General features: G+C 74.9%; 19 protein-coding genes and 1 pseudogene. 11 read left to right on the top strand and 9 right to left on the bottom strand.

The genetic code is table 11. From position 1 onward, the window contains the following. Positions 1-189: 189 nt before the first annotated feature. A complete protein-coding gene (eda, locus tag ACH4TG_RS01640) occupies positions 190-810 on the top strand; it encodes a bifunctional 4-hydroxy-2-oxoglutarate aldolase/2-dehydro-3-deoxy-phosphogluconate aldolase (protein WP_398239681.1) in 621 nt (206 codons plus the stop codon). On the opposite strand, the pseudogene ACH4TG_RS01635 reads toward eda, so the two are convergent. The 3 genes and pseudogenes from ACH4TG_RS01635 to ACH4TG_RS01625 all read right to left on the bottom strand — a co-directional run. Next, positions 800-1,408, bottom strand: a pseudogene (locus ACH4TG_RS01635) (histidine phosphatase family protein); the annotation flags it as partial. The gene eda and the pseudogene ACH4TG_RS01635 sit on opposite strands and share 11 nt — an antisense overlap. Positions 1,409-1,496: 88 nt before the next feature. Beyond that, the gene (locus ACH4TG_RS01630; RefSeq protein ID WP_398240446.1) at positions 1,497-2,240 is read right to left on the bottom strand and encodes a zinc ribbon domain-containing protein; all 744 of its coding nucleotides are present in this window, start codon (positions 2,238-2,240) and stop codon (positions 1,497-1,499) included. Then, on the bottom strand, positions 2,237-3,160 hold the full coding sequence (locus ACH4TG_RS01625) for a Nif3-like dinuclear metal center hexameric protein (protein ID WP_398239679.1): 924 nt from the start codon (positions 3,158-3,160) through the stop codon (positions 2,237-2,239). The genes ACH4TG_RS01630 and ACH4TG_RS01625 overlap by 4 nt, the downstream gene beginning before the upstream one ends. Before the next feature lie 271 nt (positions 3,161-3,431). Here ACH4TG_RS01625 and ACH4TG_RS01620 point away from each other — a divergent pair, with 271 nt between their 5' ends. From ACH4TG_RS01620 to ACH4TG_RS01595, 6 genes are all read left to right on the top strand, one after another. Then, positions 3,432-5,069, top strand: coding sequence for a hypothetical protein (locus ACH4TG_RS01620; RefSeq protein WP_398239677.1), 1,638 nt, complete (start codon positions 3,432-3,434; stop codon positions 5,067-5,069). A 317-nt stretch (positions 5,070-5,386) separates the two neighbouring features. Continuing rightward, positions 5,387-5,527, top strand: a complete 141-nt coding sequence (locus tag ACH4TG_RS01615; RefSeq protein ID WP_398239675.1) for a hypothetical protein — start codon at positions 5,387-5,389, stop codon at positions 5,525-5,527. A gap of 625 nt (positions 5,528-6,152) precedes the next feature. Beyond that, entirely contained in the window at positions 6,153-7,109 is a 957-nt protein-coding gene (locus ACH4TG_RS01610; protein WP_398239673.1) for an ATP-binding cassette domain-containing protein, read from the top strand. Further along, complete coding sequence (locus ACH4TG_RS01605; protein ID WP_398239671.1) at positions 7,106-7,927, top strand: ABC transporter permease; 822 nt, start codon at positions 7,106-7,108, stop codon at positions 7,925-7,927. The genes ACH4TG_RS01610 and ACH4TG_RS01605 overlap by 4 nt, the downstream gene beginning before the upstream one ends. 92 nt (positions 7,928-8,019) lie before the next feature. Next, on the top strand, positions 8,020-9,231 hold the full coding sequence (locus ACH4TG_RS01600; RefSeq protein ID WP_398239667.1) for a sensor histidine kinase: 1,212 nt from the start codon (positions 8,020-8,022) through the stop codon (positions 9,229-9,231). Positions 9,232-9,280: 49 nt separating this feature from the next. After that, complete coding sequence (locus ACH4TG_RS01595) at positions 9,281-10,006, top strand: response regulator (protein WP_398239665.1); 726 nt, start codon at positions 9,281-9,283, stop codon at positions 10,004-10,006. 123 nt (positions 10,007-10,129) lie between these two features. Here ACH4TG_RS01595 and ACH4TG_RS01590 read toward each other — a convergent pair whose 3' ends face one another. Beyond that, positions 10,130-11,587, bottom strand: coding sequence for an MFS transporter (locus tag ACH4TG_RS01590; protein ID WP_398239663.1), 1,458 nt, complete (start codon positions 11,585-11,587; stop codon positions 10,130-10,132). A gap of 96 nt (positions 11,588-11,683) precedes the next feature. Here ACH4TG_RS01590 and ACH4TG_RS01585 point away from each other — a divergent pair, with 96 nt between their 5' ends. The 3 genes from ACH4TG_RS01585 (at position 11,684) to ACH4TG_RS01575 (ending at position 14,326) form a co-directional block, all read left to right on the top strand. Then, entirely contained in the window at positions 11,684-12,331 is a 648-nt protein-coding gene (locus ACH4TG_RS01585; protein ID WP_398239661.1) for a class I SAM-dependent methyltransferase, read from the top strand. 75 nt (positions 12,332-12,406) lie between these two features. Next, on the top strand, positions 12,407-13,390 hold the full coding sequence (locus tag ACH4TG_RS01580; RefSeq protein WP_398239659.1) for an N-acetylmuramoyl-L-alanine amidase: 984 nt from the start codon (positions 12,407-12,409) through the stop codon (positions 13,388-13,390). A 90-nt stretch (positions 13,391-13,480) separates the two neighbouring features. Next, complete coding sequence (locus ACH4TG_RS01575; protein WP_398239658.1) at positions 13,481-14,326, top strand: hypothetical protein; 846 nt, start codon at positions 13,481-13,483, stop codon at positions 14,324-14,326. A gap of 104 nt (positions 14,327-14,430) precedes the next feature. Here the strand turns inward: ACH4TG_RS01575 and ACH4TG_RS01570 are convergent, their stop codons facing one another. Next, positions 14,431-15,000: a hypothetical protein gene (locus tag ACH4TG_RS01570; protein ID WP_398239656.1), complete on the bottom strand. Its 570-nt coding sequence runs from the start codon at positions 14,998-15,000 to the stop codon at positions 14,431-14,433. Positions 15,001-15,183: 183 nt separating this feature from the next. Then, a complete protein-coding gene (locus tag ACH4TG_RS01565; protein WP_398239654.1) occupies positions 15,184-16,005 on the bottom strand; it encodes a maleylpyruvate isomerase N-terminal domain-containing protein in 822 nt (273 codons plus the stop codon). Positions 16,006-16,107: 102 nt separating this feature from the next. Here ACH4TG_RS01565 and ACH4TG_RS01560 point away from each other — a divergent pair, with 102 nt between their 5' ends. Next, the gene (locus ACH4TG_RS01560; protein WP_398239652.1) at positions 16,108-16,392 is read left to right on the top strand and encodes a hypothetical protein; all 285 of its coding nucleotides are present in this window, start codon (positions 16,108-16,110) and stop codon (positions 16,390-16,392) included. A gap of 34 nt (positions 16,393-16,426) precedes the next feature. Here the strand turns inward: ACH4TG_RS01560 and ACH4TG_RS01555 are convergent, their stop codons facing one another. Genes ACH4TG_RS01555 through ACH4TG_RS01545 form a run of 3 tightly spaced genes read right to left on the bottom strand, consistent with a single transcriptional unit; the run spans position 16,427 to position 19,850 of the window. Beyond that, a complete protein-coding gene (locus tag ACH4TG_RS01555) occupies positions 16,427-17,524 on the bottom strand; it encodes a prenyltransferase (RefSeq protein WP_398239650.1) in 1,098 nt (365 codons plus the stop codon). Then, positions 17,521-18,282 (bottom strand): class I SAM-dependent methyltransferase, encoded by a 762-nt coding sequence (locus ACH4TG_RS01550; protein ID WP_398239649.1) that lies wholly within the window; start codon positions 18,280-18,282, stop codon positions 17,521-17,523. The genes ACH4TG_RS01555 and ACH4TG_RS01550 overlap by 4 nt, the downstream gene beginning before the upstream one ends. Continuing rightward, positions 18,282-19,850 carry a glycosyltransferase family 4 protein gene (locus ACH4TG_RS01545; RefSeq protein ID WP_398239647.1) on the bottom strand — a complete coding sequence of 523 codons (1,569 nt, stop codon included), beginning with the start codon at positions 19,848-19,850 and terminating at the stop codon, positions 18,282-18,284. Before ACH4TG_RS01545 ends, ACH4TG_RS01550 begins: the two co-directional genes overlap by 1 nt. Positions 19,851-19,941: the final 91 nt, after the last annotated feature.

The raw sequence follows: 19,941 nt of genomic DNA, 5'->3' as shown, positions 1-19,941 counted from the left end.
CCCGCCTGCCCCGCCAGGGCCGTCCCCGGCCCACGGCCCGTGGGTGCGCCCCCACGGCAACCCGCCTGCCCCGCGAGGGATCGTCGCCGGCCCGTGGAGGGTGGGTGGGGTTCCGGCGTGGAGGGTGGGGCGTTGCGGAGGATGCAACGGGCGTTGCAGGGGGTGGCGGGGAGGCGTAAGGATGCGCGCATGAGTTCCGTGTTCGGGTTGGTGCCCGCTGTCGTGCCGGTGGTCGTCCTGGAGGACGTCGAGGATGCGGTGCCGCTGGCGGAAGCGCTGGTCGCCGGGGGGCTGACGGCGATCGAGGTGACGCTGCGGACCCCCGCGGCCCTGGAGGCGATCCGGACGATCGCCGAGGCCGTGCCGGACGCCGTGGTGGGCGCGGGCACGCTGCTGACGCCGGACCACGTGGCCGAGGCGAAGGCGGCCGGCGCGCGATTCCTGGTCAGCCCGGGCTGGACGGACCGCCTCCTGGACGCCATGCGCGGCTCGGGGCTGCCGTTCCTGCCGGGCGTGTCCACCGCCTCCGAAGCGCTGGGCCTGCTCGAACGCGGCGTCACCGACATGAAGTTCTTCCCGGCCGAGGCGGCCGGCGGCACCGCGTACCTGCGGTCGCTCGCCTCCCCGCTGCCGCAGGCCCGCTTCTGCCCGACCGGCGGCATCGACGCCGACCGCGCGCCCGACTACCTGGCACTGCCCAACGTCGGCTGCGTGGGCGGCACATGGATGCTGCCGAAGTCCGCGCTGCAGGACCGTGACTGGGGCCAGGTCACCGCCCTGGCACGCAAGGCGGCCGCCATCACGGCCTGAGGTGGGCCGTCGAGTTGAGCTGCCGCACGGACGCGTTGCCGTCCGTGTAGTACGCCACCTCGGACAGCGACGCCGGTCCGACCACCATCCGGAACAGCGCCTCGGCGGGTGCCTCCAGCGCGAGCCGGACGAGCGTGGTGATCGGCGTGACATGGCTGACGACGAGCACCGTGCGGCCGCGGTACCGGTCGAGCAGGGCGTCGCGCGCGGCCGCCACCCGCGCGGCCACCGCGGTGAAGCTCTCCCCGCCGGGCGGCGCGGCGTCCGCCGAGGCGAACCAGGCGTCCATCCCGGCCGGGTAGCGCTCGCGGATCTCCGCGAAGGTGAGCCCCTCCCACGCGCCGAAGTCCGTTTCCCGCAGGCCGGGTTCGACGGTGACGCCGAGCCCGAGCCGGTCGGCGGCGGCCTGCGCGGTCTGCCGGCAGCGGGCGAGCGGCGAGCTGACGACGTCCTGGACGCCGCCGCGCACGGCCAGTTCGGCCGCGGCGCGCCCGGCCTGCCACCGGCCGTGCTCCGAGAGCGCGGGATCGCTCCCGCCGCTCCCGGAGAACCGCTTCTGCGCGGTCAGCGTGCTCTCGCCGTGCCGCAGCAGCATCAGCACCGTGGCCGCGTCCGGGTCCTGGGCCGGATCCGGGTCGACGGCATCGGCCCGCGCGGCAGCCGGCGAGGTCACGTGCGCCACCGACTCACAGGCCCGAATCGGCCGTCCGCACCAGGATCCTGCGGCAGTTCTCGCAGCGCACGACCGTGTCGGCGGGCGCGGCGCGCAGCTCGTTCAGCTCGGTGATGTTGAGCTCAAGGCGGCAGCCCTCGCAGCGCTTCTGGTAGAGCCGGGCCGCGCCGACGCCGCCCTGCTGGGCGCGCAGCTTGTCGTAGAGCTTCAGCAGGTCGGCGGGGACGGCCTCGGCGAGGGACTCCCGCTCCTTGGCGACCGTGAAGCCCTCCGCGTCGATGCCCTCCAGCTCGGCCGACTTGCGCTGCTCGGCCTCGGCGACCTTCGCCTCCACCGACGCGACGCGCTCGGCGAGTTCGGCGGCGCGGGCCTGCGCGGCCTCGCGGCGCTCCATGACCTCCAGGACCACGTCCTCCAGGTCGGACTGCCGCTTGGCGAGCGAGGCGATCTCGCGCTGCAGGTTCTCCAGGTCCTTCGGGGAGGTGACCACCCCGGAGTCCAGCCGCTGCTGGTCGCGGACGGAACGCTGCCGCACCTGGTCGACGTCCTGCTCGGCCTTGGTCTGCTCGCGGGCGGTGTCGCCGTCCTCGGTCCTTGCGGCGACCAGCAGGTCGCGCAGCTGGGCCAGGTCGGCGCCGAGCCGCTCCAGCTCGGCGTGCTCGGGCAGGTTCTTGCGCTTGTGGTCCAGCTGCGCGATGCGCGAGTCGAGGGCCTGGACTTCGAGAAGCCGGATCTGGTCGGCGGGCGCGGCGTTCAGCGGGGGGCTCCTGGGCTGCTAGGTGAAGGGGCGCGCGAGGCGCCGGGAGAAGGGGTGCCGTCGGGCGCCGGATGGCCGGCCGGCGAGGTAGACGGCGCGTGCACGGTCCACGGGTCGGTGACCGTGCGCGAGACATGGGTGCGCAGCGCCCACCCGTGGCGGTCGGAGATCTCGTCGAGCTGCCCGGCGGCCTGCTCGCACCAGGGCCACTCGGTGGCCCAGTGGGCGGCGTCGACCAGGGCCGGCCGGCCCGCCAGCAGGGCCTCGGACGCCGGGTGGTGCCGCAGGTCGGCGGTGAGGAAGACGTCGACGCCGGCCGCCCGCACCTCGGCGAACAGGCTGTCACCGGAACCGCCGCACACCGCGACGGTGCGCACCCGCGCGTCCGGGTCGCCGGCGACCCGCAGGCCCGCGGCGGTGCGCGGCAGGCCGTGCGCGGCGCGGGCGGCGAACTCGGCGAGGGTCATCGGGGCGTCCAGCTCGCAGATCCGGCCCAGGCCGCGGCGTGCCGCGGGGTCCGCCGGATCGGGCACCAGCGGGCCGGTCACCCGCAGGTCGACGGCGGCGGCCAGGGCGTCCGAGACGCCGGGGTCGGCGCGGTCGGCGTTGGTGTGCGCGACGAGCAGCGCGACGTCGTTGCGGATCAGCCGGTGCACGACCCGGCCCTTGAAGCCGGCCGGGCCCACCGGCGCGACGGTCGTGGTCCCGCGCAGGTAGAGGGGGTGGTGGGTGACGAGCAGGTCCGCTCCGATGCGCACCGCCTCGTCGGCGACCTCGGGCACCGGGTCGACGGCGAACAGCACGCGGGAGACCTCGGCCGCCGGGTCGCCGCAGACCAGGCCCACGGCGTCCCAGGACTCGGCGAGCTCCGGGGGCCACAGGGCGTCGAGAGCAGCGATGACGTCGGAGACAGTGGGCACGGAAGGAAGGTTACCTGGCCTGCCGGGGGCGCCGGGAAACGACGGCGGGACCGCTCCCCGCACCGGCTCCCGCCGGGGCCGCGACCTGCCGGCGACGCGGCCGCGCGACGACGGCGAACGGGTCGCCGCACCCGGCACACGTCAGCACAACCGCCCCTCCAGCGAAGCGGAATCACCGCAACCGACACCCTTACGTGTGAACCGCCCGCACTCGCGTTGATCGTCCGGAAGTACGAAAACTACGGTCTCGTGCCGGAGGTGGACGACTGCCATGAATGCCAGTGCGAAGACCGCGGGGGCGGACGCCGCGACCCTGCCCGGCGAGGGCCCGGCGGCCACGGCCGAGGGGGCGGGTGCCGCGGGCACGGACGCTCCGGCCGCGTACGTACCGGAGGAGGGCACCGCCGCTTCCGCGAGGACGGCCGGCCCCGAGAAAGCGCAGCCGGAGAACAGGGACGGCGAGGACGCACCCTCCGGAGGGGAACGAGCCGCGGGGGCCGAACCGCAGCGCCACGGGAGTGCGGCCCCCGTCGCGGCCGAGGCCGCTTCCTCTTCCTCCGTTTCCTCCGTCCCGGCCGCGGATCCGCCGACCCCGCTCACGGGCCTGCCGGCGCTCACGTCCGCCGGTCTGCCGCTCGCCCTGGCCGCGCACCTGCCGCGGGTGGCCGACCGGCCGGAGTCCGCGTACCTGCCGGGTTCGGCGTCCCGGCCCGGCTCCGTCCGTCTGGCGGGGCTGCCGACCGGGGACGCGGATCCTTCGGGCGGGCCCTGCGGGCCGGACCGGCCCGGGGAGCCGGCGGCGACGCGTGAGGTGCTGCGCAGGAACGGGATGACGCTGACCTGCGACGGCTCGTACGCGGCCTGCCTCGCCGAGGCGGACGGCGGCTGGTTCGCCGAGCGGTGGACGCTCGGCGGTCCCGAGACGTACTCCGTGCCGCTGCCCGGTGCGCAGCCGGAGGAGCCCGGAACGCCGGTGGCGCCGCTGCCCGACGGCCGGGTGCTGGTGCTGCGCCGGGTCGCCGACCGCTACGACGCGGTGCTGCTCTCCCCCACCGGCCCGGCCACCGGCGAGCTGCCGCTGGGTTCGCTGACCGCCGACGAGGTGCGGCTGCTGCCGCCGTCGCCCGTTCCCGGCACCGCCTTCGTCCTGGCGTGCACCGGCGGCGCCAGCACGGTGTGGCAGGTGCTCGGCACCGGGGAGGCGGCGCCGGTACCGGTGATGACGGTGCCGGGCCGGTGCACGGGCGGGGTGTGGCTGGACCGCGCGGGACGGCTGCTGGCGCTCGACTGCGAGCTGGACGGCCGGGCCAAGGCAGTCGCCGCGGACCTGCACACCGGCACCGTCAGCCCGCTGCTGCAGCTCACCGACGACAGCGACGACCGGCTGGTGCTGGCCGAGCCGGACAGCGGCCTGCTCCTGCTCCGCAGCGACGCGGCCGGCGAGTCCCGGCTCGGCTGGGGCGTGCTGGGCAGCGCCCGGCCGGTGCGGTTCCCCGACGCGCTGTGCGTGCCGGGCCTGCAGTTCGGCCCGGTGGCGGCGCAGCCGGGGCAGATCCTGTCGCCCGAGTCGGTGGTGGTCGCGCTGCGCGCGGAGGCGCCCGGCGGGGCGGAGTCGCTGGCGCTGTGGCGTCCCGGCGAGCGGCGCGTGCACTGGCGCGCGGCACCGGCCGGCTGGCTGTCCGGCGCGGGCCTGTGGCTCCCGGGCACGGACCTGCGGCTGCCGTACGCCGCGCCCGAGCCCGGGTTGATGCGGTACGACACGCCGCCGGTGGAGCCCGCGGCCCCGGCGGCCGTGGTGCCGCGCGTGGTGCGGGAACCGGGACGGCCCAAGCCGGTGCGGCGGTCCGCCGCGGTGCTGCCGCTGCAGCAGGCGCCGCTGGCCGCGTCGGCCTCGAGGAGCACGGCATGAGCCTGCCGCACTCGATCCCGCCGCGGGTCTCCCCCTCCGACCCGCGGACGACGCCGGCCGGGCTCGTCGTGCGGGTCGTCACACCGGCGCCGCCGGCCCGCCCGGCACGCCGCCCGCTCGGCCTTCCCGCGACACGCCGGGACGCCCCAGTGATCGCCGCGCCCGTGCCCTCAGTAGACTCACCAGCAGCCGCGCACCCGGGTTCGGCCCGTGACGGCCGCCAACTGGCGCCTCCTTCTGCCGGGTTCACCCTTTTTGCGCGCTTCCGGCGCACAGCGGTGCGCAGTTCGACGGGGACCACGGGGAGATCACACACCATGTCCGACGCCAAGCCGACCGACCACGCGCCCGAGCCAGCCGGCCGCCACCGCGGCCACCCCTCCCCCGAGGACACCACCCGCGCCGACACCCCCCGCCCCCCCGCGGGCCGCCACCGCCGCACCGCGGAGGGCGGTTAGCCGGAGTCTGGCGTACGCGACGGATCGGCTGGACGTGAGGGGCGGGCGTAGCTCGCAAGGTGAACGGATCAGCTGGACGTGATCGGTGCGGGTAGCTCGAAAAGTGAACGATTCGGCTGAACGTGATCGGTGCGGGTAGCTCGAAAAGTGAACGTCCTGGCCCCTTTTTTGCCGGCCTCTCGCCGCCGGGCCCTTAAGTCCGGTGTCTGCCGGTCGATCGTGCTCGCTCGCTCCTTCGTCGCTCACTGCGCGCGTTCTCCCTCTAGACACCGGCGGGCCCTTTGGCTCGATGCCTACACCGGGGCAACCGGGAGCATTGGTGCGGGCCTATGGGGCACCCCAGACAGCTGGTCCAGGGTCACCCAGACAGCGAACCCGGGGAACATCCGAAGCGTCCTGCCTCACCCGTTTTTGTAGCGACCGAGCCGAAGGGCCCGCCGGTGTCTAGAGGGAGAACGCGCGCAGGCCCCCGAGGTACGAGGGGGGCGAGCACGATCGACCGGCAGACACCGGGTCTAAGGGCCCGGAGGCGAGGGCGCGGCAAAAAAAGGGATGACATTTGTCCTCCCCCACCCCGTACATTCGCCTCTGCCGGGCCCGCTGGCCCCGCACCTAGCTTCGGGGCATGGCGAATACGTCCCCTGCCGTGCGGTTCACGGCGGTGCAGAAGAAGTTCGGTGCGGTGGAAGCCGTGGCCGGGGTGGACCTGGAGATCGCGCGGGGGGAGACCCTGGCGCTGCTCGGCCGTAATGGTGCGGGCAAGTCGACGACCATCGGTCTGCTGCTGGGCCTCGACCGGCCGGACGTCGGCGAGGTGGAGTTGTTCGGCGGGCCGCCCGCGCTGGCGGTGCGGGCCGGGCGGGTCGGGGCGATGCTGCAGGACGGGCATCCGATCCCGCGGGTGACGGTGCGCGAGCTGGTGGCGTTCGTCGCCGCCGCGTACCCGCAGCCGATGCCCGCCGACGAGGCCCTGGAGCTGGCCGGTATCGCCGAGTTGGGCCGGCGCCGGGTGGACCGGCTGTCCGGTGGCCAGACGCAGCGGCTGCGCTTCGCGCTGGCCGTGGCGGGCAATCCGTGGCTGATCGTGCTGGACGAGCCGACCGCGGCGCTGGACGTGGCGGCGCGCCGCACGTTCTGGCACTCGATGCGCGGCTACGCGGCCCGCGGCAACACCGTGCTGTTCTCCACGCACTACCTGGAGGAGGCGGACGAGAACGCCGACCGGATCGTGGTGATCGACCGGGGCAGGATCGTCGCGGACGGCTCGGGCGACCTGATCAGGCAGGCGGTCGGGGGGACGCTGGTGTCGTTCGACCTCCAGGGCCGGGGCACCGAGGGCCTGCGCGCGCTGCCGGGCGTGACCGGCGTGGAGGTGCACGGCGACCGTGCCCTGCTGCGGACCGGCGACTCCGACGCGACCGTGCTCGCGCTCGCCGCGGCCGGCCGGGTGCGCCGCCTGGAGGTGGCGCCGGCCAGCCTGGAGGACGCGTTCCTCTCCCTCACCGCCCGGTCCGGCCCCCCGTCACATCCCGGCCCCGCGGCATCGTCGAGCAGGCGCCACACGAAGGAGACCGTGCGATGAACCGCCCTCTGGCACCGCTGGAACCGTCGGAACCGCTGCCGCTTCCCACGCGCGCCGTACCGGCGCCCCGAGCCTCCCTGGCGCCTCTCCTCCCCTACGTCCGGCTGGAGGTGCGCCGCACGCTGCGGGACGCGGGCTACGTCATCACCTCGGTCGCGATGCCGCTCGCGATGTACCTGCTCTTCACGAACCTCGGGGTCAATGACAACGCCGCCGACCAGGCGGACTACGCGCGGCACGCGATGGTCGGCATGGCCGCCTACGGTGCGCTGGGCGCGTCGCTGGGCATCGGCACCGGTGTCGCCGACGACAAGGGCCGCGGCTGGCTGCGGCAGTTGCGGGTCACGCCGCTGACCCCGCTGCAGGTGGTGGCGGGCCGGGCGCTGACCGCGTCGGTGACCGTGCTGCCCGCGCTGGTCGCGGTGCTCGGCGCGGGCGCCGCCGTCAACGGGGTGCGGCTCGACGCCTGGCAGTGGGCGGCGACCGGCGGCCTGCTGTGGCTCGGCACGATCCCGTTCACCCTGCTCGGTCTGGGCAACGGCTACGGCCTGACCCCGCAGACCACCGGGGTGGCGAGCATGGCCTCGATGATGGGACTGTCCGTGATCGGCGGGCTGTGGATCCCGGTGGACGCCTTCCCCCGCTGGCTGGCCGCCGTCTCCCGGTGGACGCCCACCCGCCGCTTCGGTGACCTGGGGTGGAGCGTGCTGGACCACCGCGGTCCCGGCCTGGGAACGATGGCCGTCCTGGGGGGTTGGCTGCTGCTGTTCGCCGGTTACGCTGTGCTGGCGTACCGGCGGGGGGCGCGCACCGCGTGATGGCGTGGCCGCATGCCCGGAGCACCTCGCCGGCGCCGACGGCTGCGCCGTACCGGACGGCGGAGCATCCGACGGGGACGGGGACGACCGCGATGCTGCTGAAGGACGACGAGGCGTGCCGCCGCAGGGACTGGTGGTGGAAGGAACGGTCCTTCGACGAGGAGATCGAGCACATCAAGGGGCCGGACGGCGGGGCGCTGGTCCCGTGGCTGCTGATGGTGATCGGCCCGGCCGCCGACATCCTCAAGGGGGACGTCGCGCACCCGTGGGTGGCCGGCAGCGGCCTCGTGGTGTTCTGCGTGCTGTACATGGCCACCATCCGCACCGCCTTCCACGACCGGTGGCGTACCGGGCCGGTCCCGTTCCGGCTGCTGGCCGCGCTGGCCGCGGTCATGCTGCCGCTGGCGCTGGTCTACGGCGGGAACTTCGTGCTCCTGTTCGTCCTGGTCTCGCTGTGCGTGGGCAGCGTGTCCCGCAACCGCCGCCAACTGGGCCTGATGCTGATGCCGTTGAGCGCGACGGCCGGGGTGACGGCGTCGCTGCACCATGAGGGCTTCTGGGGCACCACGAGCCTGGCCTACGGCACGTTCCTGTCCGGGCTGGTGGTGTCGGTGATCATCACGTTGTTCCACGCGGTGAAGCAGTTGCGGGAGACCCGGCAGGAGCTGGCGCGGTCGGCCGTGGCGCAGGAGCGGCTGCGGTTCTCCCGCGACCTGCACGACCTGCTCGGGCACACCCTGTCGGTGATCGTGGTGAAGGCCGAGGCGGCCCGCCGGCTGGCGCCGCGCAACATGGACGCGGCGCTGGTGCAGGTCGCCGACATCGAGGGCGTCGGGCGGCAGGCGCTGACCGAGATCCGCGAGGCGGTCACCGGCTACCGGGAGGGCAGTCTGTCGACGGAGCTGGACCGGGCCCGATCGGCGCTGGCCGCCGCGGACGTCGAGGTCGTGGTCAAGGAGTCGGGCCCGCCGCTGCCCCCGCACACCGAGGCGCTGCTGGGCTGGGTGGTCCGCGAGGGCGTCACCAACGTGGTCCGGCACAGCGGTGCCACCAGGACCACGATCGAGCTGCGCACCAGCGACGGCCGGGCCCATCTGGAGATCTCCGACAACGGCTCGCCCGCCGCGGCCGCCCGGCGCGCGGCCGCCGGCGGCACCGCGGTGCGCACCCGGGTCGGTACGGGCCTGCGGGGTCTCACCGAACGCCTGGCCGCGGCCGGCGGCAGCCTGACCCACGGCCCCGCACAGGGCGGGGGCTTCCGCGTCACGGCCGTCCTTCCCGTCGAGGACGAGGCGGCCCGGTGAGGCACGAGAGGCGGCCGCGCGGGGAGAGGGTGGTGGTTACGCTGTGGCCATGACCGACGCCGAGGAGTCCGGACCCCGCTCGACCTCGTCCGGGACGGCGCGGGCCGAGCGGGACGAGGGCGCGGCGCACGGCGAAAGGGCAGCGGCGGGTGAGGGGGCCGCGCAGGGGCGCATCCGCGTGCTGCTGGCGGAGGACCAGGGGATGATGCGCGGCGCGCTGGCCCTGCTGCTCGGTCTCGAGGACGACATCGAGGTGGTGGCCCAGGTCGCGGCGGGCGACCGGATCGTCGCCGAGGCGCTCGCGGTGCGCCCGGACATCGCGCTGCTGGACATCGAACTGCCGGGCCGCAGCGGGCTGGACGCGGCCGCGGAGCTGCGGGAGCGGCTGCCGGCGTGCCGGGTGCTGATCCTGACGACGTTCGGCCGGCCCGGCTACCTGCGGCGGGCGATGGAGGCGGGCGCCGCCGGGTTCCTGGTGAAGGACGGGCCGGTCGAGGAACTGGCGGTGGCGATCCGCAAGGTGCTGCGGGGCGAGCGGGTGATCGACCCCGCGCTGGCCGCGGCGGCGCTGAGCGCCGGCCCGAGCCCGCTGACCGCGCGCGAGCAGGACGTGCTGAACGCGGCGGCCGACGGGGCGACCGTCGCGGACATCGCGACCCGGCTCTTCCTGTCGGAGTCCACCGTCCGCAACTACCTGTCGTCGGCGATCGGCAAGACGTCGACCCGCAACCGCATGGAGGCGGTGCGCGCAGCGCGGCAGAACGGCTGGCTGTAGCGCGCGCCCGCAGGTGGGTGGTCCGGTGCCGGGAGCCGGTCCAGCCCGGTGAACGGCCCGGCGCGGTGACCAGCCCCGCACGGCACCCGTCCCGCACGGCAGCCGTCCAGCCCGGCGCCGCCCCTAACGCGCGGGTGCGGACGCCGGCTTGGGCGCGGGAGCGGGCAGCAGCGCGACCAGGACCGCGGCGGCCGCGAGGAACACGGCCCCGAGGGCGAAGGCCAGTCCGTAGCCGGAGGTGAGCGCCTGGGCCGCCGAGTCGCCGCCGGAAGCGCGCGAGCGGGTGCGGTCGACCGCGGCGGTGGCCAGGATCGTCAGGCCCAGCGCGCCGCCCAACTGCCGTGAGGTGTTCAGGAGTCCGGACACCAGGCCCTGCTCGCCCATCGCCACGCCGGAGGTGGCGGCCGCGGCGACCGGGGTCATCAGCAGGCCCGCGCCCAGCATGGTCAGCGCGCCGGGCAGCGCGATCGTGGCCAGGTAGCCGCTGTGCACGCCCAGGTGGCTCTGCCAGGCGAGGCCGCCCGCGGCCATCGCGCCGCCCGCCGCGCTGACCAGCCGCGCGTCGACCAGGCTCATCAGCCGTGGCGCGAGCTTGGAGCCGACGACGATGGCCGCGGTGTGCGGCAGGAAGGCCACGCCGGTCCGCACCGGCGAGTAGTGCAGCACGTTCTGCATGTAGAGGGAGAGGAAGTACCAGGTGGAGAACATCGCGGCACCGCCGGCCAGCAGCACGGCGTTGCCCGCGGACACCGAGCGGATCCGGAACAGCCGCAGCGGCATGAGGGGCTGGGCGGTGCGGGCCTCGACGGTGACGAAGGCGGCGAGCAGCGCGGCGCCGGCGGCGAGCGGCAGCGCGGAGTCCACCGACGTCCAGCCGTGCGACTCGCTCTCGGCGATGCCGTAGGCCAGGGCGGCGACGCCGCCGGTCACCAGCACCGCGCCGGGCACGTCCAGCCGCCGGCCGGCGGCCCCGCGGCTCTCGGTGATCCACAGGAAGGCCCCGGCCAGCACCAGCGCGCCGACCGGCACGTTCACCAGCAGCACCCAGCGCCACGACAGGTAGTCGGTGAGCAGCCCGCCGACCAGGCCGCCGGCGGCGCCGCCGCCCGCGCCGACCGCGGTCCAGGTGCCGATCGCCCGGGTCCGCTCGGCGCCCTCGGGGAAGGAGGTGGTGAGGATGGACAGCGTGGTGGGCGCCAGCACCGCGGAGCCCAGTCCCTGCACGGCGCGTGCGGTGATGAGCATCCACGGGTCGCGGGCCAGCCCGCCGGCCAGGCTCGCCGCGGTGAACAGGGCCAGCCCGGTGAGGAAGATCCGCTTGCGCCCGAACAGGTCGGCCGCGCGCCCGCCGAGCAGCATGAACCCGGCGAAGGTCAGCGCGTAGGCGTTGACCACCCACTGCTGCCCGGTCTGCCCGAGGCCGAGGGCGGTGCGCATCGACGGCAGGGCCACGTTGACCACGGAGACGTCGAGGACGACGAGGAACTGGCCGGCGCACACCACGAGCAGCACCGCCCAGGCCGGCGGGCCGGTCCTGCCCCCGAGGCCGGTCCGTTCGCGCTGCCCGACGAGTCCAGTCATGCGGCCCATGCTGCCGTGCCGGCGCCGTCCGGGCATCGGGATTTCGACCTACGACCTGGGTCCGGCCGGGCCGGACCCTGACCCTAGGGTGGGGCCATGACCGACGTGCTCGCGGCGTTCGAGGCCGCCAAGGGGTTCATGCCGCTCGACGAGGGTCTGGCGCTGCACGCCGCGGCCAAGGAGGCCACGGCGGGTCCGGCCGTCCCCGGGCTGCCGCTGCTGGAGGTCGGCACGTACTGCGGCCGCTCCACCATCCTGCTGGCGGACGCGGCGCGGAGCGCGGGCACGGTCGTCGTCACCGTCGACCACCACCGGGGCAGCGAGGAGCAGCAGCCGGGCTGGGAGTACCACGACGCCTCGCTGGTCGACCCGGTCACCGGCCGGATGGACACCCTGCCGGAGTTCCGCAGGACCCTGCACGCGGCCGGTCTCGAGGAGCACGTCGTCGCGGTCGTCGGCCGGTCCCCGCAGGTCGCGCGGCTGTGGCGGCAGCCGCTCGCCCTGGTGTTCATCGACGGCGGGCACACCGACGAGCACGCGAACGCCGACTACGAGGGCTGGGCGCCGCTGATCGCCGAGGGCGGGCTGCTGGTCGTCCACGACGTGTTCCCGGACCCCGCCGACGGCGGGCAGGCGCCGTACCGCGTCTACCGGCGGGCGCTGGCCTCCGGGGTGTTCAGCGAGCAGTCGGTCACCGGCTCGCTGCGGGTGCTGCGGCGCGAACCGGGCGACCTCGCACGGTAGCGGTCGGGTCGCGCACCGGGACGAACCGGACCCGGGCCGTGCGAGGCGGCGTGCGGGGCCGCTAGAGTCGCGGGCGTGTTCAGCAACGAGTCACGCGGGGGCGGCCGGGGCAGACCGCTGCTCGTCGCGGTCGCCGTGGCCGTGGCGGTGTGCGTGGCCGGCCTGGCGGGCTTCGACTGGATACGCGGCTCCAGCGGTGACGGCGACGCCGCGTCGCTGCCCGGTCTGACGGGGACGCCGAGCACCAGCGCGTCCCCCGGCCCCTCCGGTTCCTCGCCGTCCTCGGCGTCCTCGACGCCCGGCCGGCACCTTCCGCCCAGCGGCGCCGCGGTGACGTCGCGCCCCGCGCCGTCCGCCGCCGCACGGCTTCCGCTCAAGGGCAAGGTGATCGTGCTCGACCCGGGCCACAACCCGGGCAACGCACGGCACACCGCCGAGATCAACCGCCTCGTGGACGTCGGCAACGCCCGCAAGGAGTGCGACACCACGGGGACGGAGACCAACGCCGGTTACCCCGAGGCGACCTACACCATGGACGTGGCCCACCGGGTGCGGGCCCTCCTGGAGGCGCGCGGCGCCAAGGTCGTGCTCACCTACGACGGCGACCGCGCGTACGGGCCGTGCGTGGACGAGCGGGCCAGGATCGGCAACGCGGCGCACGCCGACGCGGCCCTGTCCATCCACGCCGACGGCGGCCCGGCCACCGGCTCCGGCTTCCACGTGATCGCGCCCAAGTCGCTGGCCGCGGGCATCGCCGACACCCGTGCGATCGCGGCCCCTTCGTACCGCCTGGCGACCACGCTGCGGTCGAAGTTCGCCGCGGCGACCGGTGAGCACTACGCCGACTACCTCGGCGGCGGTACCGGGTTGACGGTCCGCAGCGATCTGGGCGGGCTCAACCTGTCCCGGGTGCCGAAGGTGTTCATCGAGTGCGGAAACATGCGCAATGCCCACGACGCGAAAGCGTTGACGGACCCTTCGTGGCGGCAGCACGCTGCCCAGGGCATCGCCGACGGCCTGACCGCGTTCGTCGAGCAGGCCGCAGGAGGACGGGGCTGACCCGTAGCATGGGGCACCGTTTTGGAACCGCCCGGTGCCTGAACAACGTCCGATACGAACGAACCGAACTGACAAAGGACAGGACCTGACGTGAACATCCGCTCCCTGACCCGAGGAGACGGCGCGGTGATCGGAGCAGCGGTGCTGCTTCTGATCGCCTCGTTCCTGCCGTTCTTCTCCATCGACCACACCGACAAGTCGGTCAGCTCGTGGAGCCCGGCCCTGTTCCCGCTGCTGCCGGTCGTGACCCTCGGTGCCCTGGCGTCGGCCGCGGCCGCGTTCGTGGCCCGCAACCAGCCCGCCGAGAAGAAGATCGTCGGTCTGTCGCTCCAGCAGTGGAGCACCGCGCTGGCGGTCATCGTCGGCTGGGCGGCGCTGTGGTCGGCGTTCTCGAACGCCGTTCCGGACGTCGGCCAGGGCGACGCGAACTCGGGTGTCAGCAAGGGCGCGGGGGCTTGGCTGACGCTGATCTTCGGGCTCGCGATGGCGGCCGCGGCCGTGCTCGCCGACCGGCTGCCGGCGCTGCAGGCCCCGCTGATGGGCGCCCCCAAGCCGGCGCAGCAGCCCTACGGTGCGGGCCCGCAGGGCCAGCCCTACGGCGTCACCCCGCCGCAGGCCGGCTACGGCTACCCCGGCGGCGCGCAGTCCGTCGACCCGGCGTACGCCCAGGGCGGCCACCAGGCCGCGCCGTTCGGCGGCGGCGCCCCGCAGCAGGCGGCCCCCGCGGCCCCCGCGGCGGACTTCACCGCGTTCTGGTTCGCGGTTCCGGTGCCGCGTCCGCTGTACTCCGAGGACGGCGCCGGCGGCCAGATCGCCGAACTCACCCCGGGTACCTGGTACCTGGCCGTGGAGCAGCGCGGCCAGTCGCTCATCGCCCAGACCCAGGACGGCCGTCGCGGCGTCCTGCAGGACAGCAGCGGCATCCAGCGCGGCTGATCCCGCGCGCAAGCACGGCCGACGGCCGGTGCCGCCCCGCCCCTCGGCGAGGCAGCACCGGCCGTCGGCCGTTCCGGGAGCCGCCCGGGCAGCGTGCGTCGGGCTCAACCCGTGCTGTTCGCACCGGACTTGAGGTCGGAGAGGGAGGGGACCTTGTCCGTGACGTCGGCGCCGGCGTTCTTGCCGGCGTCCTTGACCTTGTTGATCACGTCGTCGTAACTGCTCACCGCCGCATCGACGTTGTCACCGCCGCGGAGCTTGGACGGCAGTGCCTTGAGCGAGGCGATGCCCGCGGTGACCGGGGCCATCATCCTGCTCAGCGTCGGGTCGCCCTTGGCGTTGTCGGACGCGGCCTTGAGCCGGTTGTAGGCGAACGCCCCCGCGAGGCCGGCCTTGACGAAGGTGAGCTTGCGGCCGGACGCGCCCTTCTTGAACTTCCCCGCCTTCGCGGGCTTGACGATCCACTGGTAGGTGGCGCCCGCCGCGAGGCCCGCGTTGAGGACGAAGCGGGTCTTGGCGAGCTTCTGCTTCTCCGCCGTGCTGGTGGGACTCGGGCTCGGGGAGGCCGCCGACGGCGCGGACGCGGCATGCCCGGCGGAGACCGGCACCACCAGCAGCGCGACGGCGAGCAGCAGGACCACGCAGGCTCTGCGGATCGGGATTCCGGTGGTCACGTCCCACCTCCGGGTTCTCGGCGCGTCCCACAAGAATCACCCGGGTGGCCCCCTCTCGCCATTCGACGTGATCACCGCAGGTCAGCGCCCCTGCGGCAGGGTGGCGCACCCCGTGCGGCGCGCTGTGGGGGCCCTGCGGCCCGGCAGGGGGCGCGGCCCGGATGCGCGGCCCGGGTGCGCGGATCAGCCGGCCGCGGGCGGCTCCTCCTCGTCCTCCTCGGGGGTGCCGAAGCGGGTGCGCTCCAGCCAGTGGTCGAGCAGGGCGCGGTCGCCGAGGATCTCCAGGCGCTCGCTGTCGAGCGGGAGGCGGCGCTGGAAGGCCAGCAGCAGGTCGGTGAGCGAGGCCCGCAGGGCGACGTCGGCCTTGGCGTGGTCGCGGCGCACCTCGATGCGCTCGGGCCCGCGCACGATCAGCCACTCGGCGCCCGGCACGTCGGTGGCGTGCAGGTGGAGCGTCTGGCCGGTGCCGAGCAGTTCGTGCAGCTCCGGGTCCCCCGCGACCTGCTCGGGGTCGGTGACCAGGTCCAGCCACTCGTCGAGCCCGTCGGCGGCGAGGTCCGCGTCCGCGGTGTAGGGGCGCTCGGCACCCAGGGCCGCGTCGGCGCGGTGCACCAAGGTCTCCACCGCCATGCGCCGCGCCCAGAACGCGGCACGGTGCGGCCCGTGCCAGGTCCACACCGGCTGCTCGGGCCCGGCCTCGCGCAACGCCGCGACCAGGACCTCGGCGCCCTCGGCGAGCCAGCCGTCGAGGACGTCGTCGCCGGGCCGCGGGGTGAAGCCGGGGATGTGCTCGTCGTCCTCGGTGAGCTCGTCGACCGCGCGGGCGCGCACCATCTCGCCGGCCCAGCGGTGCGCCTGGCCGACGTGCACGGCGAGCTGACGCAGTGTCCAGTCCGGGCAGGTGGGCACCTGCCGGTCGAGGTCGGCGCCGCGCAGCGTCGCGCGCAGCAGGGTCGTCTCGGTGGCGATCGCGGCGCAGTACCGCTCGTGGTCCAGTGGTGGCATGGGCAGGCGAACTCCGGTGTGTGCGGCCCGGGCCCGCCGTGCGGCGCGGCCCGGAGGATTCGAAAGAAGTTTCAACCACCCTAGCCGGGCAAGGCGTTTGGCATGGCCAGACGATATGGCGGCAACCCCGCCGCGGCGATCATCCTCCTCGCCGCAGACATCGCTGCACTGATCCTGATCCTGTGGATCCTGTTCTTCGTCCTGGACGCCAACCGGGCGAACGACCTCGTCAGGGGCGTCCACCATGCGGCCGACTGGCTCGCGGGGTGGTCGAGGGACCTGTTCACACCGGACAACGCCAAGTGGCGCACCGTGCTCAACTACGGCCTGCCCGCGGTGATCTACTCGGGCGTCGCCCATCTGGTCGCCCGCCGCATCAACGCCTGACCCCCGGCCGGCCGGCAGCGGCCTCCGCCCGGGATCAGACCGCGGGCCGGGGGCCGCAGCAGGCCGGCGCCAGCCCGGCCGGCAGCCGCTCGGCCCCGAAGACCGCGGTGGTCGCCTCGTCCCCCCCGAGTGCGGCCACCGCCAGCAGCAGCGCCCCCGCGGTCCACGCGGTGCGCTCGACCGGCCAGACGGCGTCGTCGTCGAAGACGTACCCGGTCCAGTACAGGCCGTCGTCGGCCCGCAGGTGCTGGATGTCGGCGAGGATCCGCACCGCGCGGTCGGACTGGCCCACCGCCCACAGCGCCAGGGCGAGTTCCGCGCTCTCCCCGCCGGTCACCCACGGGTTGGGCACCACGCAGCGCACGCCCAGGCCGGGCACCACGAAGCGCTCCCAGCCCTCCTCGATGCGCGCGTCGGCCCGCGGGCCGCGCAGCGTCCCGGACAGCACCGGGTAGTACCAGTCCATCGAGTAGCGGCTCTTGTCGAGGAACCGCTCGGGGTGCCGGCGGATCGCGTGGCCCAGCGCGCCGGTGGCCAACTCCCAGTCCGGCTGAGGCTCTTCGCGGTGCTCGGCGATGGCGAGCGCGCAGCGCAGCGCCTGGTGCACCGACGCGCAGCCGGTCAGCAGCGCGTCGGCCACCGGGCTGCCGTCGGCCTCGCGCTTCCAGCCGATCTGCCCGCCGGGCTGCTGCAGGGCGAGCACGAACTCCACGGCGGCGCGCACGCAGGTCCACATCCGCTCGATGAACGCGTCGTCGCCGGTGGACAGGTAGTGGTGCCAGACGCCGACCGCCACGTAGGCGCAGAAGTTGGACTCGCGGGCCAGGTCGGTGGGGTGGTGCGGGTCGCCGTCCTGGTAGGCGGCGTACCAGGATCCGTCGGGGTTCTGGTGCCGGGCCAGCCAGGCGTAGGCGGCCCCGGCCCGGTCGTGCTCGCCCGCCGCGTCCAGCGCCATCGCGGCCTCGATGTGGTCCCACGGGTCGAGGTGGTGGCCGGTGAACCAGGGGATGGCGCCGTCGCTGCGCTGGATCGCGGCGATGCCCGCCGCGGTCTCGGCGGCCTGCTCGGCGGTGAGCACGCCGGGCAGGACGAGCCGTTCGGTGCTGCCCTGCCCGCGGCCGGCAGCGGTCACGCGGCGGCGTCCGCGGCCGGCCCGTCGACCCCCGCCACGCGCGGCAGATGGGGCTTGGTCGCGTACGCCACGAAGCTCTTGCCGATCAGCGGGTTGAGGGCCTGCTCGGCGACCCGGGTCGCCAGCGGCTTCTTCATGATGTCCCAGACCAGCAGCTTGTGGTACAGCTTCACCGGCAGCGCGGAGTCGTTGTCCACGCCGACCGCGCACTTGATCCACCAGTAGGGCGCGTGCAGGCCGTGGGCGTGGTGCGTGCCGTAGGGCTTCAGGCCCGCCTCGCGCATCCGCTCCAGGAGTTCGTCGGCCTTGTAGATGCGGATGTGGCCGCCCTCGACCTCGTGGTAGGCGTCGGACAGTGCCCAGCAGATCTTCTCCGGGCCGAAGCGGGGCACGGTCACCGCGATCCGGCCGCCGGGCCGCAGCACCCGGACCATCTCGGCGAGCACGCCCTTGTCGTCGGGGATGTGCTCCATCACCTCGGAGATGATGACGACGTCGAAGCTCTCGTCGGGGAAGGGCAGGTGGAGCGCGTCGCCCTCCATGGCGACGGCCGAGGAGCCCTCGGGCGCCTCCCCCGCCTCCTTCATCGCGGCGAACCACCGGGCGACCTCGCGGATCACCTCGCCGTTGCGGTCGAGCGCGACGACGTGCGCGCCGCGCCGGTAGCACTCGAAGGCGTGCCGGCCGGCACCGCAGCCGAGGTCCAGCACCCGGTCGCCTGCGGCGAGCGGGAAGCGGGTGAAGTCCACGGTCAACATCAGCTGTTCCCCGTTCCGGGCGGGTTGGCGGTCTGGCTCAGCCTGTGCGGGCCGCGGTCCGCCTCGGGCGTTTCGGTGAGGGTCCCCGTGGCCGTGCCGGTGCGCTCGGGCGCGAGCTTCCCGGTGAGGGATCCCCCGGAGCCGCGCCCGGGGGTGCTCCCCGCGTGCGCGACCGGCCCCCGGCCGGCGGTCCTGGGGGCGCCTTCCAGCCGGGGTTCCGGGGAGGGAACGGACAGCTCCTGCGGGAGGGCGGCGCCGGGACGGCCGTGTCCGGGCGTGTCGCGGGGCGCCCTGCGTCCCTGGTGGCGCGCGTCCTGGGCCTCGATGGCCTCGTGGTAGAGGTCCGCGGTCGCCGCGGCCGCGCGGGCCCAGGTGAACCGGGCGAGGACCCGGGCGCGGCCCGCGGCCGCGAGGCGGCGGCGCAGGCCGGGCTCGGCCAGGACGCGGTCGAGGGCCAGCGCCAGCGCTCCCGCGTCGCCCGGCGGGACCGCCAGGCAGGTCTCGCCGTCCGGCCCGGCGACCTCCGGGATCGCGCCGCCGGTGGTGGCGACCAGGGCGGTGCCGGTCGCCATGGCCTCGGCGGCGGGCAGCGAGAAGCCCTCGTACAGCGACGGGACGCAGGCCACCTCGGCGCTGCGCAGCAGGTCGACCAGTTCCTCGTCGGAGATGCCCTTGACGAAGTCGACGGCGTCCGCGAGCCCGAAGTCCTCGATGGCCCGGGCGACCGGCCCCTTCTCCGGGCGCTTGCCGACGACCACCAGGTGCGCCTCGGGTCGCTGGGCGCGCAGCTTGGCCAGCGCCTCGACGAGGAAGACCAGGCCCTTGAGCGGCACGTCGGCGCTGGAGGTGGTGACGATCCGGCCGGGCACCTCGGGAACCGCGGGGTCGGGCGCGAACAGCCGGGCGTCGGCGCCGATCGGCACGGTGTGGACGCGTTCGGGCCGCACGCCGAGGTCCTCGACGATCTCGGCCTTGGAGGAGCCGGAGACGGTGAGCACCGACGGCAGCCGGCGGGCGACCCGCTTCTGCATGCGGGTGAAGCCGTACCAGCGGCGGACCGACGCCCGGCGGCGCCAGTCCTGCGCGGCGGCCAGGTCCAGCCGGCGGTCCACGGTGATCGGGTGGTGGATGGTGGTGACCAGCGGCAGGCCGAGGCCGAGCAGGCCGTAGCCGAGCGTCTGGTTGTCGTGGACCACGTCGAAGTCGCCGCGGCGGGCGGCCAGATGGCGGCGGGCCCGCAGGCTGAAGGTCAGCGGCTCGGGGAAGCCGCCGGTCCACATCGTGCCGACCTCCAGCGCGTCGATCCAGTCGCGGTACTCCCCGCGCGCGGGGGTGCGGAACGGGTCCGGCTGGCGGTAGAGGTCCAGGCTGGGCAACTCGGTCAGGGTGACGCCCTCGCCGACCGCGTCCAGCACGGGGTAGGGCTGTGCGCCGATCACCTCGACGCGGTGGCCGAGCGCGGCGAGCTCCCGGGACAGGTGGCGGACGTACACGCCCTGGCCGCCGCAGAAGGGGTTGCCCTTGTAGGTGAGCAGCGCGATCCGTAGCGGCCTGGCCTGAGAGGTCACTCCGGCCCCCTTCTCCCTGCGATTGAGCCGGAGCGTAACCGGTCGCGCTAATCTAGAACAAGTTTCAGACTCGAGGGTACAGAAGGCGAAT

Source organism: Streptomyces sp. NPDC020917, assembly GCF_044333795.1.
Lineage (GTDB): Bacteria > Actinomycetota > Actinomycetes > Streptomycetales > Streptomycetaceae > Actinacidiphila.
Note: the sequence above shows the minus strand (reverse complement) of the source record. Positions and strands in the feature narration are given on the sequence as shown.

Coding starts and splice junctions, on each gene's coding strand:
- eda (WP_398239681.1), top strand. CDS start 190: ATGAGTTCCGTGTTCGGGTTGGTGCCCGCTGTCGTGCCGGTGGTCGTC.
- ACH4TG_RS01620 (WP_398239677.1), top strand. CDS start 3,432: ATGAATGCCAGTGCGAAGACCGCGGGGGCGGACGCCGCGACCCTGCCC.
- ACH4TG_RS01615 (WP_398239675.1), top strand. CDS start 5,387: ATGTCCGACGCCAAGCCGACCGACCACGCGCCCGAGCCAGCCGGCCGC.
- ACH4TG_RS01610 (WP_398239673.1), top strand. CDS start 6,153: ATGGCGAATACGTCCCCTGCCGTGCGGTTCACGGCGGTGCAGAAGAAG.
- ACH4TG_RS01605 (WP_398239671.1), top strand. CDS start 7,106: ATGAACCGCCCTCTGGCACCGCTGGAACCGTCGGAACCGCTGCCGCTT.
- ACH4TG_RS01600 (WP_398239667.1), top strand. CDS start 8,020: ATGCTGCTGAAGGACGACGAGGCGTGCCGCCGCAGGGACTGGTGGTGG.
- ACH4TG_RS01595 (WP_398239665.1), top strand. CDS start 9,281: ATGACCGACGCCGAGGAGTCCGGACCCCGCTCGACCTCGTCCGGGACG.
- ACH4TG_RS01590 (WP_398239663.1), bottom strand. CDS start 11,587: ATGACTGGACTCGTCGGGCAGCGCGAACGGACCGGCCTCGGGGGCAGG.
- ACH4TG_RS01585 (WP_398239661.1), top strand. CDS start 11,684: ATGACCGACGTGCTCGCGGCGTTCGAGGCCGCCAAGGGGTTCATGCCG.
- ACH4TG_RS01565 (WP_398239654.1), bottom strand. CDS start 16,005: ATGCCACCACTGGACCACGAGCGGTACTGCGCCGCGATCGCCACCGAG.
- ACH4TG_RS01560 (WP_398239652.1), top strand. CDS start 16,108: ATGGCCAGACGATATGGCGGCAACCCCGCCGCGGCGATCATCCTCCTC.
- ACH4TG_RS01550 (WP_398239649.1), bottom strand. CDS start 18,282: ATGTTGACCGTGGACTTCACCCGCTTCCCGCTCGCCGCAGGCGACCGG.